Below are 16,262 nucleotides of genomic sequence, written 5' to 3'. Positions count from 1 at the left end.
AACCCTTTGAGCGACACGCCGTCGCGGTAAGGAAATCCAATGTAGGCCCTTGTTTTATCGCCCCCATCCCCCTGGAGTACGACCATGTCAGCACTATCGTTTGCGGCGTTCCGTCGCTGCCTGTTAGCTGTTTCAGCAACCGCTGGTGCCCTCGCACTGGTCGCCCTCGTTTCGCCAACCTACTCCCGGGCCAGTACGACGCCGGAGGTCGCCGCCACGGTCGAGAAGGACAGCGCGATTCGTCCTTTCAAGGTCAACATTCCTGAAGACGCGGTGGCTGATCTGCGCAAACGCGTGCTGGCGACCCGTTGGCCCGACCGCGAAACAGTCAACGATCAATCCCAGGGCGTGCAACTGGCCAAACTCCAGGCACTCGTCGGTTACTGGGGTACGCAATACGACTGGCGCAAGGTTGAAAAACAACTCAATGCGCTGCCGATGTTCGTGACCAAAATCGACGGCCTCGACATCCAGTTCATCCACGTCAAATCGAAACATCCCAACGCCCTGCCGCTGCTGCTCACCCATGGCTGGCCCGGTTCGATTCTGGAACTGACCAAAGCCATCGGCCCGTTGACCGACCCGACTGCCCACGGCGGTCGTGCCGAAGATGCCTTTGACGTGATCATTCCCTCGATGCCTGGCTATGGTTTCTCGCAGAGACCCACTGACGGCGGCTGGGGTCCCGACCGTATCGGCGTGGCGTGGGATGTGTTGATCAAGCGCCTGGGCTATAAGCGCTACGTGTCGCAAGGTGGCGACTGGGGATCGGTGATCGCCGACGCCATGGGACGGCAGGCACCGCCCGGCTTGCTGGGGATCCACGTGAACATGCCGGCCACCGTGCCTGCCGATGTCGCCAAGGCGATCAACGACGGCACCCCGCCGCCCGCCGGTCTGTCGGCCAAGGAGACAGCGGCCTATGAGTCGCTGAAAACCTTCTTCAGCAAAAATGCGGCTTACGGTGCAATGATGAGCACCCGGCCACAAACCGTCGGCTACGGCTTGTCGGATTCACCTGCCGGTCTGGCCGCGTGGATGTTCGATAAATTCAACCAGTGGACCTACAGCGGCGGCGACGCGGAAAATTCCCTGACCAAAGACGAGATGCTCGACGGTATTTCGCTCTATTGGCTGACCAACAGCGCCATCTCCTCTGCTCGCCTGTATTGGGAAAACAACACTAACAACTTCAACGCCGTGGAGCAGAAGACTCGGGAAATCAAGATCCCTGTCGCAGTGACTGTGTTTCCGGGCGAGATCTACCAGGCGCCGAAAACCTGGACCGAGCGCGCCTATCCCAACCTGATCTATTTCAACGAAGTGGATAAGGGCGGGCATTTCGCGGCATGGGAACAACCCGAGTTGTTCGCCAAGGAACTGCGCGCAGCCTTCCGCACCTTGCGCTAAGTATTGCGTTGCATTGGCCTGCCCATTGTCCTGATGGGCATGCCGTACCACCGATTTCCGTCCGCAAGGACGACGCGCAGATACTTAAAGCCAGGATCTCCAAAACGCTCGTCTGGGAACGAGGTGGTTTGCACGTGCGCTACGCGATTGCGCTGATCGGCCAAGAGCGTTTCATGCTGGTACAGCCGTTGGCGGGGAACCTGAAGGAGCTGTAGGACTCTTCGGGCGAAGGGATGATTTATCGCCATTGCTACTCGACACCGGATATCGAGAAGGCCTATGACGAATTGATGGTCGCCGGTGTTCAGCCAGAAGACGAAAACGGAGAGCCATTGGCCCGCGCGAACCTGCAATCCCCGTCCGGGACACGCATCATCTGGTTGCCCAAGCGCTTCGGGCACTTCTCTATCGAGATTCTGGAAGACAAGGCGCTGGAGGCATTTATCGAGGCTGCGTTTGCCTGAGAGATGCTGCGGTAAATGTCTGCTTTGGGCTGAAGCGGGTGCTGCTGGTATCGGAAACTCAACAACCTGACCACTAGGCTTCGTGCGCAAACCTCTGCCATCATTGAAGAACTGACAAGCCGAGTAGAAAAAATGAATCGTCGTAAAAAAATACAGCAGTTATTAAAGGCTCACGCAAAAAAGGCCAGTGCCAAATTGGCACCGCCCAGTAAGTCTAAATACATTAGTAAAGCTGACCGATTGAAACTAGCTGATGAACCTAGTCCAGACCCGATCATTTCCCCGGAGAGCTGATCTATTTATCTCTTGCGAGGGCGTCATCGTCTGTTCGGAGTCGATTGCAGCCCATCGTATCAGGCAGAAATCAGCCAGTTGCCGCCACTGAAACCGCTCCCCCGTTACCTGCAGCCCAGGCCAAGACCAGCCTCGAAGCAATACACAGTCGACTTCGTAAATAAACAGGGCATTAATAGCTTCCTCGCCAAAGATCGCAGCATCAAGGCGAATGTCAGCCTCTTTTGCCTTCGCGATCTCATCGCTAAGCCAGCGACGTTTGATCGAATTAATAGCAGATTTAGGAAGATCCCGACCGCTGCTCAGGAACGGCTTAACGATCATGGCGCGGCGCTCTACCTTGTCCTGTCCGGACATCGGTTTTTTTGTAAGCGTCCGGCCAAGTCATCTACCCAGCCCCGCAAAGCCAAGACATGGTGTGCACTTAAATTTAAGTGGGCACCAGTTCTGTAAGTGTCCGGCTAACACACCTTGCGTAGTCGAACGGAGGCAAGCCCGGTATCCTTCATCCCAATCACGACTACCGACTACCGACTCTGAGAGAACATTTTGGCAATATCCATCTATTACGCTGCTCGGCGAAAAGCTCCGCTCAGCTCGAACGAGATAGCCGCTATTGAGGAGATTGTTCGGCGCTACTGTGTAGACGATCAAATCGAACGATTCCTCTCCCTCGGAGCTGGCCTAAATTGGGAGTCATTTGACTTTTCAACAAACCTGGAACCGAGTCGTTTTCTAAAGAAGGGTCTCGTGCTCTCGGGCTCCACTAAGCTCCCTGATAACCAAGAAGACGCATCATGGGTTGGCGTACAACATTGGTGTAAGTGCTTATCGGAGATTCGTATCTCGGTGTCTGGTTGCGAATGGAATGTTGCGGTCGAAGACCATGAAATGCGGTGGGATGCAGTGCTCAACTCGTATGACCCCAGCCTGTAAGAAGGGGGGTGTAACCATACGTCCAACTCACCGTTGGGAGTCAGGCCGGCACCCACTGATGAGGCAGAAGTTGCTTGATCCCAGAGGCTTTCTGGGTCGGCAGCCGCGTCAGAACATCCTTGAGGTAGAACAAAGAAAACCCACCGTTCCTATATTTGGGCCTACGCCACCAGCCAGTTCTCGGATGTGGCAGCGGTGGTTTATGACTTCAGCCCCAGCCGCGCCGGAGAGCATGCTCGCAACTTCCTGCAAGACTGGAAAGGCAAGTTGGTCTGTGATGATTTTGGTGGTTACAAAGCCAGCTTCGAACTTGGCGTTACCGAAATCGGGTGCATGGCCCATGCACGGCGCAAATTCTTCGAGCTGCACGCTACCAATAAAAGCACGCTTGCTGAGCAAGCACTGCGCTATATCCAGTTGTTGTACGAAATCGAGAGTGAAGTCCGCGACCTGGAGCCGGATTTACGGCGCCGAATACGGCAAGAAAAAGCAGCACCGGTGATGAATATGTTGCATGCTTGGATGATCGCCCAGCGTGAACTCGTGCCCGAAGGCTCAGCCATCAGCAGAGCACTCGATTACAGCCTGAAACGCTGGGCAGCGCTGTCGTGCTACCTCGATGACGGGGCCGTGCCCATAGACAACAACTGGGCCGAAAATCAAATCAGGCCATGGGCTCTTGGTCGCAAGAACTGGCTCTTCGCAGGGTCGTTACGCAGCGGAAAACGGGCGGCAGCGATCATGAGCTTGATCCAGTCAGCGCGGCTGAATGGGCATGATCCGTATGCTTACTTGAAGGACGTTCTCACTCGTCTGCCGACGCAGCGAGCCAGTGAGATCGCCGAGTTGTTGCCGCATAACTGGTTGCCGTTGCGCGACCTGTAATGCCCGTTAATTTACAGTAGTGGCCCAAGGGTACGGACTTGTCGGTACACAGCCAGGAAGCGTTGGACGCCATCTCCTACCAAATGAATATTCGCCCTCGTAAACGCTTCGGTTATAAATGTCCAATTGAAGTCATTACAGAGGTGATGGACATGCATCATGCGACTCCCACTTCAGTTCAACAGCCGTGTTGCGCTCAACTCTTGCAACCGCCATGCCTCATCGAACAGCGCCGGGAAGGTCTAATGGTTGGCTCGGAAACAGGGGATAAATAACAAATCAAAAATGACTACCACATTTTTTTGGGGGAAGGCACCGGTACGGTACCTGTGCCAGCGACCGATCATTCAAGATGCAAGACGCCGGTAGGTCGTTTTATTTTGCCAAATCAAGGTGCCTTGTCTAGCATCTGTTGGATAATCTTGTATGCCTTCGTATTCCTACCGTCGGTAATTTCAACATAGAACTTGCTATAGGCTTTCGAGAGATCGTCATATTGTTGCAGATCTGTATCAGCGAACAGCCGATAGCCTGGGATGTCTCGAGGTTCGAGTTTTTCCTGAATCATCTCATTTTCGTCTGCTGAAATTAAAGGTTCCATCTGTATGTGCAGAGCTAGTACGGAGAGATCTGTCAACTTGTAAAATTCAAGCTTTTTACGTAAATCCAGAGCTGCTTGCTTCAATAATGACGTATCCATATGCATTCCTAATTGTCGATTTCGACAATGAGTTTTGCGGCTTTTGCCCGATGTGAGCGTGGGAAGCGAATAGCCAAGATTGGTTGTCGAGATACTGCAGGTCGGTCGTTTGCATCTGCGGTGCCCGAGGTAAGAGAAATGGCGATGCTGGGGGAATCGTTTCCTTTGCCAGCGATACATCATTCAAGACGCAAGATCACCGTTAGTCGCTGTTTCGAGACAGTTGGCTGATCCCAAATATCATACTGGCTGTAGCAGTCGCGGCAAGGCACGCAAACGATTCAAGCATTCTTATAATCTGCTTTTTCTTAACATCTCTTGTAACATCTTGAAGGCCTCTGAGTTTCTGCCATCATTCAGCTCAATAAAGAAATTATTATAGGCTTTCGAAAGATCAGAGTATTGCTCTAAATTTGACTCGACAAAGGTACGGTATCCAGGAATGTCTCTCGCTTGCATTTTTTCTTTGATCATTCCACGTTCAGCTGCTGATATTAAATGTTCAAGCTGTTGATATAAGGCTAGCGCGGCCGGCTCTTTGTCTTTGTAAAAATCCAATTTCTCACGAAGATCAATAGCGCTCTGTTTTAAAGCTAGAATATTCATACCCATTCCTAATTATCGATTTCGCCGATGAGTTTAGCAGATGACCACTCATTTCTGTTAGGTACTAAATACTGCGCCGCTTCCCCAGTTCTTGTGATTTTACCTCCGAACTCTACCGTTGGCGCGACCTTACTAACAAAAACATCGGTAGGCCCGAGTGGTGTGATTTCAAAAATTGAATATCTAGCGTCTTCACTGAGGACTGGTAGGCCGAGCGAATCGGCTAAAGTTTTATCACTTCTAGCTGCAGCCTTTAACTCATCCATGGTGGTGAAAAAAGGCGAGTAGTCGGAAATTCCTTCTGCGCCCTGAGGTACGATCTTCACCAGCGGCGTTGACATACGAGTTGTTACTGGCACAGTGCTTCCTGAGGCGATCTGATTAAGAGCCCTGTTGTAAAGCGCTTCATCAGTCAGTGTCGGGTCTGCTGCAATTAGTTTAGCTGAGTATTTCTGCCCCTCTGCGCTAAGCAAATAGTCATCGACTTGCTGGTCACTCAATCCTACCGGCTTGAATGTTTTAGCAAGCTCTCGCTGTTTTTCGACTGCCACGAATTTCGGATCCTGCTGAGCATAGAACTCACGCATCTCCTTTTCCTTCGCAAGCCTCTCCAGCGAGGTCACTCCCCTAATCTGTAGCTCCGGATGCTCCAAAAGTAGTTTTTCGTTTTTCGTGAGCCATACAGCGAACGGCTTGTTGGAAATCTCTGATCGAAGCTTGGCACTTCTCGTCGCGATACTTTCCAGGCTGTTGACCACCCCCGCTTTCATCTGCCCTCGGGTGAGATAGGTGACAATCGCCGTCAGTAACAGCAACACCAATTGCTCTTGCCCTTGGGCCAACTGTCTGGCTGCGCGTTCTTTGCGTTCCTGGATCATCGCCGCTGAACCGCCAGTCGGGTCGAGGCCTGGATTTTTCAAGCCGTCTTCCGCTCGCCACGCGGTACGGAGACCTTCAAATATCGTTGATAGGCAGGGCCCTATTCCCGCCGAGAAATAACCGGTGATGGCGTACAACCCCAGCGCTGCCATGATCAAGTTACCGACCTGCAATCCGACACCGGCGCCGATTGCTGCGCCAGGCACTGCGCCAGCACCAAAGGCAAGCGAGCCGACCGCTCCACCCAGAGCGGCGCCGATCGTCACGCTACCGCCCACGATCATCACAACTTCCTGCAACAGTTTGAGCAACACCGGCAGAATTTCGTTGATATTGATCGATGCCCATTTGCGGCTGATGTTCATCTGCATGATGGGGGCAGATAGGGCCATCGCGTGGCGGACGTTATCGATCCGATGCCCGCCCACGTACCCGTAGGCTTGAGTGGCGCCGTTGCTGACGCGGCGGGTAAAGCCGTTCCAGCCGTCGTGGGCGCTTTGGAAGCCGTCATCAACGCCCTCATTCAACGCATTGAATTTCTGGTCGAAATTTCGTTCGATGTCGTCCCAGCTGGGCAGGTTGGTTAAAAGATCCATTTACTCGTGACGTCCTTGAAAGGAGGCGGGGCTGCCACACTTGTTGAAAGCTCGGCCGGGTACTGGCAGGGTTGCCCATTTATGACCGCAAATGCTCGAAAACATTTTCAAACGGGGGCTATTTTTCTCATCGGCGTTACAAAGGCAATGATGTCAAACAGGCATTATGGGTATTTACTTACTGCTCAAATGCTCGCAATCCCTGTGCGGCAGGGGTTCAAGGCTGTTCTGATGCGCACGTTTTCTTTTGAATTTCCTCGAAAGGGGGAATTGGGCGGATGATCGTGATCCGCTGGTGAGCGCCTAATGTCGGCTGCTCTTATAAAGCGGTGTACGTAAAGCGCGCATAGACGATCTGTTCGATACGCACATGCCAAAGGGTGTCCTCACGCGCCTGCCCACACAGCGGGGGAGTGAAATCGAGCAGTTGCTTCTACATAAGTGACAACCGGTTTAATCACGCAAGACGTGATGCCCGGACGCATACGAAAGGAGGGAGCGCGCAGCTGGTGCAGCGGGTCGCGCATTGATACTGTCACCGACTCGTGTCATTGCATGATCTGGTTTAGAAACCAGAATCTTTGTAGGTATCGCATGCGCCCTTTATGCCCAATCAAACCTCCGTCCTTCTCGACGCCATTCCCAGTTCGCCTGCAAAACAGGCTCACGCGGACCTGTCTGCAATGGATCCTGTGCCTGAGCATTGTCGCGCCCGGCATGGCCGCTGCAGAGACACGCCCCGAGAACATGGTGTATCTGCGTACGATTGATCCGGGCATTGAGCAAGACATTCGCTATGCCAGCGCTCACAACTTCACCGGGCACCCACTCGACGGTTACCACGCGGCGCAATGCCTGTTATCGCTGGACGCCGCCAAGGCCCTCGCTCGGGTACAAACGGCATTGAAAGCGCAGGGTTACGGTTTGAAGGTGTTTGACTGTTATCGGCCCAGCCGTGCCGTTGCCGACATGGGGCGCTTTGCGACAGAGCCGGGTGATCCACGCAAGGCTGAGTTTTATCCGCGCGTGGACAAGCAGGACTTCTGGCGCCTGGGTTATGTGGCCCGGGTGTCGAACCACTCCAAAGGCTCAACTGTGGATCTGACACTGACCGGTCCGGATGCCCTGCCCGCCGATACCTGGACGCCTTCAGCCGGGCAAGTCGATTGCACGGCCCCTTATGGCCAGCGTTGGCGCGACGGCGCACTCGACATGGGTACCGGTTTCGATTGCTTCGATGAACGAGCGCATACCGACAACCCGACGATCAGCGCTGCGGCCCGGGACAATCGCCAGAAGCTCAGCAGGGCCATGGAGAAAGAAGGATTTACCGGGTATTCCAAGGAATGGTGGCACTTCACGTACAGCGGCGAAGGTTCGCCGAAGAACGTCATGGACTTCCCCATCACGCCGCTGGGTGCACGCGACGTTCTCGACACCGCCAATCAGCTCATTGTGGTCACCACAAAAAACTGGACTGACATCCAGGGCACGGCCCAGCGCTATGAACGGCAGGGAAACACCTTTCGAAAATACGAATCGCCGTTTCCGGTGATGGTCGGCAAGAGCGGGCTGGCGTGGGGCAAGGGTCTGAACGGCGTTGAGCAACGCGAAGGTCCGGTCAAACGTGAAGGCGATGGAAAAGCGCCTGCCGGGGTGTTCAAACTTGGGACGGCGTTTGGCTACGACAGCACGGCCGACACCAGACTGCCTTACCTGGCGCTAACCCCGACTATCGAATGCGTGGATGACAGCCACTCCGTACGCTACAACGAGCTTGTCGATGGAGCGACGGTTTCGAAAGACTGGAACAGTTCAGAACGTATGCGTCGCGACGACGACATGTATCGAAAAGGCATTTTCATCGAGCACAACACGCCGGCGTCCCCCGCCTCGGGCTCATGCATTTTCTTCCACATCTGGCGCGGCCCCACCTCCCCGACGCTGGGTTGCACCGCCATGGATCAAGCGGATATTTCTCGCTTGTTCAATTGGCTGGATCCTCGCCAGTCCCCTCTGCTGGTTCAAATGCCCGAGGCGGAATATGAGCAAATCCGCGAGAGCTGGAACGTGCCCGAACGTTGATAGCGTCGACGTCCACCTGCGCGATGGCTGGCAGACGTCAGCCCCGATTGATACAACACCGTTACGCAGGTTGTTACTTCCTGATCTGCACCGGTGCCAATAACCCTCCTTGCTGTAACGCCAAGACACTTCGCCGCACTGCGCGACCCGCCTACCGTGAAGCCGTCAATGTGCTTACAGGGTTGTGACACATCACCGGCACCGCCCGCCTCCGCCGGTGGAGGCATGGAAGACGTGTCACGGGTGCTGCCTGATCCCTTGTCGATTCGATGCCCGCTGCCCATTGATTGCCCAACACACCACCAAGGAAGAGGGAAACCATGAGCAAATCAGTCGCTGTCAGCCAACACAGCCAGCAACTCCAGGATGACGTGCAAGAAGCCGTCAAGTCGATACTGGGCGCCACCAAGGCCCTGAGCCCTGCCGACTACGGCAAGGTGTTGAGGTCGACCCTGGCAGCTATTCAAAAAACGGTCACGATCGAGATCGCCGCCGGCGATCTGACCCAGCTCAAAAAGTCCGGCTACAAGCTGTGCTTTGCCAAGAAGGTGGGTAGCGAAGACTACAACGTGGTCTGGCAGTCCTATGACAAGTACCTCAGCAACAATGAGTTCAGCTGGACTCCTCAGTACCAGCTGTTCGCCTCCAACGTGTTCAAGGACAACGTGCAAGTCAAAGTCTCAACCAACATCGTCAACATCGGGTTGGGACAAACGTCGATACTCGCCGACTCCGGCCTGCTGGGTCCGGCAGTGACGGGCGGACCTAACGTGTCCTTCACGCTGGTGAATAACTACGCGCCCATTCACCCGGGGATCAACCAGTTGTCCACCGGTATCGATGGCAATCAGGTCAGTACGCCCATCTACGTGGCCGTCAACCAGGTGGTCACCGGCAATACCGTTCTGACCCCTGTCGAGACCATTCTCGTGTGGTTCGAACAGAACGTGCAGACCAGCACCATGTTCAGCACCTCGCGCTCCAAGGCCATCGAAATCGACCTGACCTTCACCAATGATGCAGCTCGTCTCTACGAAGGCGGTGAATGGAAAACCATATAACCGCCACACCCAGGGGCAACCTCGCGTTGCCCCTGTTCCTCAGGCGTCGTCGTTGCCACCCCTGGCGAAATATCCGGTCAACGACCGGCAGATGGACTCGGCCAGATCTTCCTGAGTGGCAATGCCATAAGGTCGATTGCGATCAAACTGCGCTGACCAGCGAATGCGGCCCTGAGCGACATCAATCAAACGTACCGAGGTCCGGACGCGGGCCGGCTCCACCCGCACGCTGCCCTCCAGGGAATAGCTGCCGCGCCTGACCCGCCCCAGATCCGGTGCTTTTACGCTACTGCGTGGCACCTTCATCAGCACATGGTTCGCAGGCGTTTGCGTCTGTTCAAACGACTCGAACAGCCGGCAACTCAACTCTTCACACAAGCCCTGGGTAAAGTCGTCGCCGTCGCGGGTGATGCAGGTAAACGGCTGGAGTTGCAGGACAGGATGGCGCGTGCCGGTCGCCTTGGGTCTTTGCCGCTGGTACGCCAGCCGATAACAGCCGGCCGGTATGCTCAGACGCACCGGATCCTGCTGGCCAAACGTGGCGTAATGACTGGCGAGCTTGCGCCGCAATCGGCCTATCTGCACCCGCACCACCGGATCATCGCCGGTGCAATAGACCGCCGGATCACGGCGAAACACCGCGATGCCGATGGCGTGCTCGGTAAGGGGGATGTCCGAGAACTGGAGGTCGTACTCGACCAGAAAGCGCAGCAGGCTGCCCATCCGCCGTGACTTGGCGAACAACGGGCTGGCCAATAACTGCGCGAGCACTCGCTCCACCTCTTCCCGAGCGAGAGGTTCGGGAACGATGTCTGCACTTGCATTGCCAATGTGCTTGATCACCACAGCCTGCCTCCTTGCAGGTAACCGCCTGTCGCCCGCCACCTCAATGGCCATGGACGACTCGAGCGCTGCCAGAAAATAGCGTAGCAGTTGCCATCGGATCGGGAAGGCCATCGCCGAAGGAACACCCAGGGAAAATTCGTATACCATATCTGCAATTCCATCCTAACGATCACGACTGTGGCCCTGACAAAACTCAACGCTCCCGACCTTGGCAATTCGCCTTCGACGTCGGAAATCATCACCCGTCATCTGCGTGACGCCATCGTCGCCGGGCATTTCGCCGAGGACGAGCCGATTCGCCAGGACGATATCGCCCGCCAGTTCAACGTCAGCAAGATTCCGGTGCGCGAAGCCCTCAAGCGCCTGGAGGCCGAAGGTTTGGTGATGTTCCAGCGCAATCGCGGGGCGATGGTTACCCGGGTTTCCGATGCAGAACTGGCGCAGATGTTCGAAGTGCGCATGCTGCTCGAAGACAAGGTGCTGCGCCTGGCCATTCCGAACATGACCGAAGAGACCTTTGCTCGCGCCGAGCGCATCTGCCAGGAGTTCATCGGCGAAGATGACGTGGGACGCTGGGCCGAACTCAACTGGGAACTGCACGCTTGCCTCTACGAACCGGCGCAACGACCGTTTCTGGTCGGTCTGATTCGCTCGGTCAACGACAAGCTGGAGCGCTACCTGCGCATGCAGATGAGCCTGTCGGCCGGCAAGGAACGCGCCGATCACGAACACCGGGAAATCCTTGCGGCCTGCCGCGCCGGTGACGTGGACCTGGCGGTGAAGTTGCTCGACGAGCACATTGCCGGGGTCTGCAAGACCCTGTTCGAGCACCTGCCTCACCACCACTGACAGCTCGCCGCACTGTGCCGATTTCGTCATCGGCACTGGATAAAACCATCAAGCCGGCAAGCCCCCGCACAGGCCACTCTTTCGTTCACTCATCTGAACGGGCGTGGCCAACTTATGAAACGCATCACCGTGATCGACTCCCACACCGGCGGCGAACCGACCCGCCTGGTGACCGCCGGTTTTCCTGACCTGGGCAACGGCAGCATGGCCGAGCGTCGACAGCGGCTGGCCGAACAGCATGATCAATGGCGCGCTGCCTGCGTGCTGGAACCACGGGGCAGTGACGTGCTGGTCGGCGCCCTGCTGTGTGAGCCGGTGGACCCGAGCGCCTGTGCCGGCGTGATTTTCTTCAACAACAGCGGTTACCTCGGCATGTGCGGCCACGGCACCATCGGCCTGGTGGCCTCGCTGGCGCATCTGGGCAAGATCGGCCCTGGGGTGCACAGCATCGAAACCCCGGTGGGCACGGTGCAGGCGACGCTGCACGAAGATCATTCGGTCAGCGTGCGCAACGTACCGGCTTACCGTTACCGCAAAGCGCTGTCACTGCAGGTGCCGGGTATCGGTCAAGTGACTGGCGATGTTGCCTGGGGTGGGAACTGGTTTTTCCTGATTGCCGAGCACGGCCTGCGCATTGCCGGCGATAACCTCGATACGCTGACCGCCTACACCTTCGCCGTGCAGCAAGCACTGGAGGCTCAGGGGATCCGCGGCGAAGACGGCGGCTTGATCGACCATGTCGAGCTGTTCGCCGATGACGAGCAGGCCGACAGCCGCAACTTCGTCCTCTGCCCCGGCAAGGCCTACGACCGCTCGCCCTGCGGCACTGGCACCAGCGCCAAACTGGCGTGCCTGGCGGCCGACGACAAATTGCAGCCGGGACAGATCTGGCGTCAGGCCAGTGTCATCGGCAGCGAGTTCGAAGGTTCCTACGAACTTCAGGGCGAGCGCATTGTGCCGACCATTCGCGGCCGCGCGTTTATCAGCGCCGAAGCCAGCCTGATCATCGAGCAGGACGACCCGTTCGCTTGGGGCATTCGTCCGTGAACGAGGGCCTGGTGGCTGATGTGATCGTGATCGGCGCCGGCATCATCGGCGCCGCTTGTGCCCAGGCGTTGGCGGGGCGCGGCTTGCGCGTGCTGGTGCTGGACGCAGGCCTGCCCGGCGCCACGGCGGCGGGCATGGGCCACTTGTTGGTCCTCGACGACAACCCGGCCGAACTGGCCCTCAGTCAATATTCCCTGCAACGCTGGCGCGAACTGGCACCAGCCCTTCCCGACGCCTGCGCCTACCGTTGCAATGGCACCCTCTGGCTGGCCGCCAATACCGAAGAAATGGCCGTCGCCCACAGCAAATACCTGAATTTGCAGGCCCAAGGCGTGGCTTGCGAATTGATCTCCAACAGTGCCTTGCACCAACGCGAACCCGAATTGCGCGAGGACCTGGAAGGCGGACTGCTGATTAATGGCGACGGCATTCTTTATGCTCCGGCGACGGCCAACTGGATGCTCGACACACGGAACATCAGCCAACGCCGGGCACGGGTCAGCGAAATCGATGGCAACCGCGTGCGACTCGACGACGGCCACTGGCTGAGCGCCGAAGCGGTGATTCTGGCCAACGGCGTCCAGGCCAACGAGCTGTGCCCGGAGTTGCCGATCGAGCCAAAGAAAGGCCACTTGCTGATCACCGACCGCTACCCCGGCAAGGTCACCCACACCCTGGTGGAACTCGGTTACGTCACCAGTGCCCACAACGCCACTGGCCCATCGACGGCGTGCAATATTCAGCCCCGGCCGACCGGGCAATTGTTCATCGGTGCTTCGCGACAATTCGGCACCACTGACCCGCAGGTCGAGGGCTGGATGCTGGCGAAAATGCTCCGGCGTGCCACCGATTACATGCCGGGTCTGGCTCAGCTCAACGGCATCCGCGCCTGGACCGGTTTTCGCGCTGCCAGCCCCGACGGCTTGCCGCTGGTGGGTCAGCATCCACAACGCAAAGGTTTATGGCTGGCGGTTGGTCACGAGGGCCTCGGCGTGACGACCGCCCCCGGCACCGCCGACCTGCTGGTCGCGCAGCTGTTCGACGAAACGCCGCCACTGGCCGCGCAACCGTATCTGCCGCAACGTTTTCTCGGAGAGCCCGTTTATGCCTGAATTGATGCTGGACGGACGTGCCCTGCGGGTTGCCGAGGGCACCAGTGTCGCCGCAGCACTGGCCCTGAGCGGCGATGGCTGCACGCGCACATCGGTCAGTGGCCAACGCCGCGCGCCGTTGTGCGGCATGGGTATTTGCCAGGAATGCCGGGTGACCATCGACGGTCGTCGGCGCCTGGCGTGCCAGACGCTGTGCCGTGACGGCATGCACGTGGAGACTCAAGCATGAGCGAATACGCCGACCTGCTGATCATCGGCGCCGGTCCCGCCGGCATGGCCGCCGCGCTCGCTGCGGCGCCAAGCGGTGCGCGCATTGTCCTGCTCGATGACAACCCGCTGCCGGGCGGGCAAATCTGGCGTGATGGGCCTCAGGCCAAGCTGCCGAACCCGGCACGTCAGATGCGTGATCGGCTGGAGGCGTGCAGCAACATCCGCCGCCACTCCGGCACTCGGGTGATTGCCTGCGCCGGACCGAAACAACTGCTGGTCGAAGACGCCGATCGAGGCTGGGTGATCGGCTACGACAAACTGATTCTGTGTACCGGCGCCCGCGAGTTGCTCCTGCCCTTCCCCGGCTGGACGCTGCCCGGCGTGACGGGAGTTGGCGGCCTCCAGGCATTGATCAAGGGCGGTCTGCCGGTGCAGGACGAACGCGTTGTGATTGCCGGCAGCGGACCGTTATTGCTGGCCAGCGCCGCCACCGCAAAACACAACGGCGCCCGGGTGCTGCGCATCGCCGAGCAGGCCTGCGCGGCCGCCGTCGCCGGTTTCGCCGCGCAACTGCCACGCTGGCCCAACAAGCTGATGCAGTCGGTCACGTTGTTCGACCGCCACTACCGCACCGGGACTTATGTACTGGCCGCTCTGGGCAATGAGCGACTGGAAGGTGTGCGCCTGCAACAGCAAGGAAAAATCGTCGAACTGGAATGTGATCGCCTGGCTTGCGGTTTCGGTCTGATCCCCAATACCCAACTCGGCCAGGCCCTCGGCTGCGAACTTGAAGATCAGGCGATCGCCGTCGATGCCTGGCAGACCACTCGCCGCGCCGATCACTACGCGGCGGGTGAATGCACCGGTTTCGGTGGCAGTGAACTGGCATTGGTCGAAGGCTCCATCGCCGGCCACGCCGCGGTCGGTGACCTTGATTCGGCCCGAGCATTGTGGCCGCGCCGTGCGCGCTGGCAGGGTTTCGCCAACGCCCTCAACAAAGCCTTCACCCTCGATCCGCAACTCAAGTCGCTGGCACAACCCGACACCCTGGTGTGCCGTTGCGAAGACGTGCCTTACGGCTTGCTTGCCGGGCACACTGACTGGCGCGAGGCCAAACTGGCCAGCCGCTGCGGCATGGGCGCCTGCCAGGGCCGGGTATGTGGCGGCGCGTTGCAGCACCTGTTCGGCTGGCAACCTTCGGCACCACGCCCGCCGTTCAGTCCGGCGCGGATCGAGACCTTGTTGTGCCTGGACGACACCCCGCCGGCCTGAATGCCGGCCCGGGGCTTTCGGGTCCGTCGCCGAGTCTTTATGATCCCGGGCATTGCCTCCAGACGCCCAGCGCCATGTATGCCTCCCTCACTACCTTCAAACCCTGCGACCTGCCGACCCTGCTGAGCAGTCTGCAGCCGATCGCGGCGCTGCTCGACACCCTGTCGGACGTGGTGTTTTTCATCAAGGACAGCGAGGCCCGCTACGCCTTCGTCAACCAGACCCTGGCCCGGCGCTGCGGCTTCAAACACAGTGACGAGTTGCTCGGGCGCACCGCCGACATGGTCTTTCCCGAGCGCTTCGGCCCGCTGTACACCGAGCAGGATCGGCGAGTGCTGTCCACCGGCCGCGAACTGGCTGATCAACTCGAACTGCATCTGTATTACGGTAACCAGCCGGTCTGGTGCCTGACCCACAAACTCGCGCTGCGCGACCTGCAAGGTCAGATCGTTGGCCTGGCCGGCATCTCCCGCGACCTACAAGCGCCACAGTCCAGCCATCCGGCGTTCCAGAAACTCGCGGCGGTGGACGCGCATATCCGCAGGCATTTCGCCCGCCCTATCAGCCTTGCCGAACTGACCGCGATCGCCGGGTTTTCCGTGGCGCAACTGGAGCGCCACTGCAAACGGGTGTTCCAGCTCACCCCACGGCAGATGATTCACAAGGCGCGCCTGGAAGAAGGCTCCCGGTTGTTGCTGCACACCGACTTGCCGATCACCGAGATCGCCCTGCGCTGCGGTTACACCGATCACAGCGCCTTCAGTCGGCAGTTCCGTGCCTTGACCAGTCTGGCGCCAAGTCAGTATCGCGAAAGCCGTCGCTGAACCCGGGCGAGTGTTCCTTTAAGGGGCGCCCGGCGTTCCCACTGCTCCCTTCTGTAACACCACCTGATACGGCCCGCCGAGGCGTACTTCTCCTACGCCCTATTCCCACAATCTTGTAAGACCTTTAGCTCAAGGCTTGGCGAATAATTCTCGCCTCCGTTCGGAAACAGGCACGCTCATTGCTAA

Annotated in this window: 15 protein-coding genes and 4 pseudogenes; 13 read left to right on the top strand and 6 right to left on the bottom strand. The window is 58.1% G+C overall.

The window, feature by feature from the left end; translation table 11 throughout:
* Positions 1 to 84: 84 nt before the first annotated feature.
* From ACA079_RS12860 to ACA079_RS12850, 3 genes and pseudogenes are all read left to right on the top strand, one after another.
* On the top strand, positions 85 to 1,410 hold the full coding sequence (locus ACA079_RS12860) for an epoxide hydrolase family protein (RefSeq protein WP_497703771.1): 1,326 nt from the start codon (positions 85 to 87) through the stop codon (positions 1,408 to 1,410).
* A 74-nt stretch (positions 1,411 to 1,484) separates the two neighbouring features.
* Positions 1,485 to 1,874, top strand: a pseudogene (locus tag ACA079_RS12855) (VOC family protein); the annotation flags it as partial.
* A 132-nt stretch (positions 1,875 to 2,006) separates the two neighbouring features.
* Positions 2,007 to 2,168: a DUF2986 domain-containing protein gene (locus tag ACA079_RS12850; RefSeq protein ID WP_497703770.1), complete on the top strand. Its 162-nt coding sequence runs from the start codon at positions 2,007 to 2,009 to the stop codon at positions 2,166 to 2,168.
* On the opposite strand, the gene ACA079_RS12845 is transcribed toward ACA079_RS12850, so the two are convergent.
* The gene (locus tag ACA079_RS12845) at positions 2,121 to 2,492 is read right to left on the bottom strand and encodes a hypothetical protein (RefSeq protein WP_497704411.1); all 372 of its coding nucleotides are present in this window, start codon (positions 2,490 to 2,492) and stop codon (positions 2,121 to 2,123) included. The genes ACA079_RS12850 and ACA079_RS12845 overlap by 48 nt on opposite strands.
* A gap of 652 nt (positions 2,493 to 3,144) precedes the next feature.
* Positions 3,145 to 3,234: pseudogene (locus tag ACA079_RS12840) on the bottom strand (transposase domain-containing protein); the annotation flags it as partial.
* A 2-nt stretch (positions 3,235 to 3,236) separates the two neighbouring features.
* Here ACA079_RS12840 and tnpC point away from each other — a divergent pair.
* Together tnpC and ACA079_RS12830 are read left to right on the top strand one after the other, a co-directional pair.
* Positions 3,237 to 3,989, top strand: a pseudogene (gene tnpC / locus ACA079_RS12835) (IS66 family transposase); the annotation flags it as partial.
* Between the two features lie 23 nt (positions 3,990 to 4,012).
* Positions 4,013 to 4,171, top strand: a pseudogene (locus tag ACA079_RS12830) (IS30 family transposase); the annotation flags it as partial.
* A gap of 206 nt (positions 4,172 to 4,377) precedes the next feature.
* Here the strand turns inward: ACA079_RS12830 and ACA079_RS12825 are convergent.
* The 3 genes from ACA079_RS12825 to ACA079_RS12815 form a co-directional block, all read right to left on the bottom strand.
* Positions 4,378 to 4,689: a hypothetical protein gene (locus ACA079_RS12825; protein WP_497649276.1), complete on the bottom strand. Its 312-nt coding sequence runs from the start codon at positions 4,687 to 4,689 to the stop codon at positions 4,378 to 4,380.
* A gap of 291 nt (positions 4,690 to 4,980) precedes the next feature.
* Positions 4,981 to 5,295: a hypothetical protein gene (locus ACA079_RS12820; protein ID WP_497703769.1), complete on the bottom strand. Its 315-nt coding sequence runs from the start codon at positions 5,293 to 5,295 to the stop codon at positions 4,981 to 4,983.
* A gap of 8 nt (positions 5,296 to 5,303) precedes the next feature.
* A complete protein-coding gene (locus ACA079_RS12815; RefSeq protein WP_497703768.1) occupies positions 5,304 to 6,770 on the bottom strand; it encodes a DUF6861 domain-containing protein in 1,467 nt (488 codons plus the stop codon).
* A 717-nt stretch (positions 6,771 to 7,487) separates the two neighbouring features.
* Here ACA079_RS12815 and ACA079_RS12810 point away from each other — a divergent pair.
* Both ACA079_RS12810 and ACA079_RS12805 read left to right on the top strand, forming a co-directional pair.
* Complete coding sequence (locus ACA079_RS12810; RefSeq protein ID WP_497703767.1) at positions 7,488 to 8,855, top strand: M15 family metallopeptidase; 1,368 nt, start codon at positions 7,488 to 7,490, stop codon at positions 8,853 to 8,855.
* Between the two features lie 320 nt (positions 8,856 to 9,175).
* Positions 9,176 to 9,916 (top strand): hypothetical protein, encoded by a 741-nt coding sequence (locus ACA079_RS12805; protein WP_497703766.1) that lies wholly within the window; start codon positions 9,176 to 9,178, stop codon positions 9,914 to 9,916.
* A 39-nt stretch (positions 9,917 to 9,955) separates the two neighbouring features.
* Here the strand turns inward: ACA079_RS12805 and ACA079_RS12800 are convergent, their stop codons facing one another.
* Positions 9,956 to 10,762 carry a hypothetical protein gene (locus ACA079_RS12800; protein WP_497704319.1) on the bottom strand — a complete coding sequence of 269 codons (807 nt, stop codon included), beginning with the start codon at positions 10,760 to 10,762 and terminating at the stop codon, positions 9,956 to 9,958.
* Between the two features lie 177 nt (positions 10,763 to 10,939).
* Here ACA079_RS12800 and ACA079_RS12795 point away from each other — a divergent pair, with 177 nt between their 5' ends.
* From ACA079_RS12795 to ACA079_RS12770, 6 genes are all read left to right on the top strand, one after another.
* Positions 10,940 to 11,611: a GntR family transcriptional regulator gene (locus tag ACA079_RS12795; RefSeq protein WP_174553771.1), complete on the top strand. Its 672-nt coding sequence runs from the start codon at positions 10,940 to 10,942 to the stop codon at positions 11,609 to 11,611.
* A 114-nt stretch (positions 11,612 to 11,725) separates the two neighbouring features.
* Positions 11,726 to 12,658: a 4-hydroxyproline epimerase gene (locus ACA079_RS12790; protein ID WP_497703765.1), complete on the top strand. Its 933-nt coding sequence runs from the start codon at positions 11,726 to 11,728 to the stop codon at positions 12,656 to 12,658.
* Positions 12,655 to 13,770, top strand: a complete 1,116-nt coding sequence (locus ACA079_RS12785) for an NAD(P)/FAD-dependent oxidoreductase (RefSeq protein ID WP_497703764.1) — start codon at positions 12,655 to 12,657, stop codon at positions 13,768 to 13,770. The genes ACA079_RS12790 and ACA079_RS12785 overlap by 4 nt, the downstream gene beginning before the upstream one ends.
* Positions 13,763 to 13,999, top strand: coding sequence for a (2Fe-2S)-binding protein (locus ACA079_RS12780; protein WP_008157207.1), 237 nt, complete (start codon positions 13,763 to 13,765; stop codon positions 13,997 to 13,999). Before ACA079_RS12785 ends, ACA079_RS12780 begins: the two co-directional genes overlap by 8 nt.
* Positions 13,996 to 15,252 (top strand): FAD-dependent oxidoreductase, encoded by a 1,257-nt coding sequence (locus tag ACA079_RS12775; RefSeq protein ID WP_497703763.1) that lies wholly within the window; start codon positions 13,996 to 13,998, stop codon positions 15,250 to 15,252. The genes ACA079_RS12780 and ACA079_RS12775 overlap by 4 nt, the downstream gene beginning before the upstream one ends.
* Positions 15,253 to 15,326: 74 nt before the next feature.
* Positions 15,327 to 16,076 (top strand): AraC family transcriptional regulator, encoded by a 750-nt coding sequence (locus ACA079_RS12770; protein ID WP_497703762.1) that lies wholly within the window; start codon positions 15,327 to 15,329, stop codon positions 16,074 to 16,076.
* Positions 16,077 to 16,262: the final 186 nt, after the last annotated feature.

This window comes from Pseudomonas sp. LBUM1645, assembly GCF_059716185.1.
Note: the sequence above shows the minus strand (reverse complement) of the source record. Positions and strands in the feature narration are given on the sequence as shown.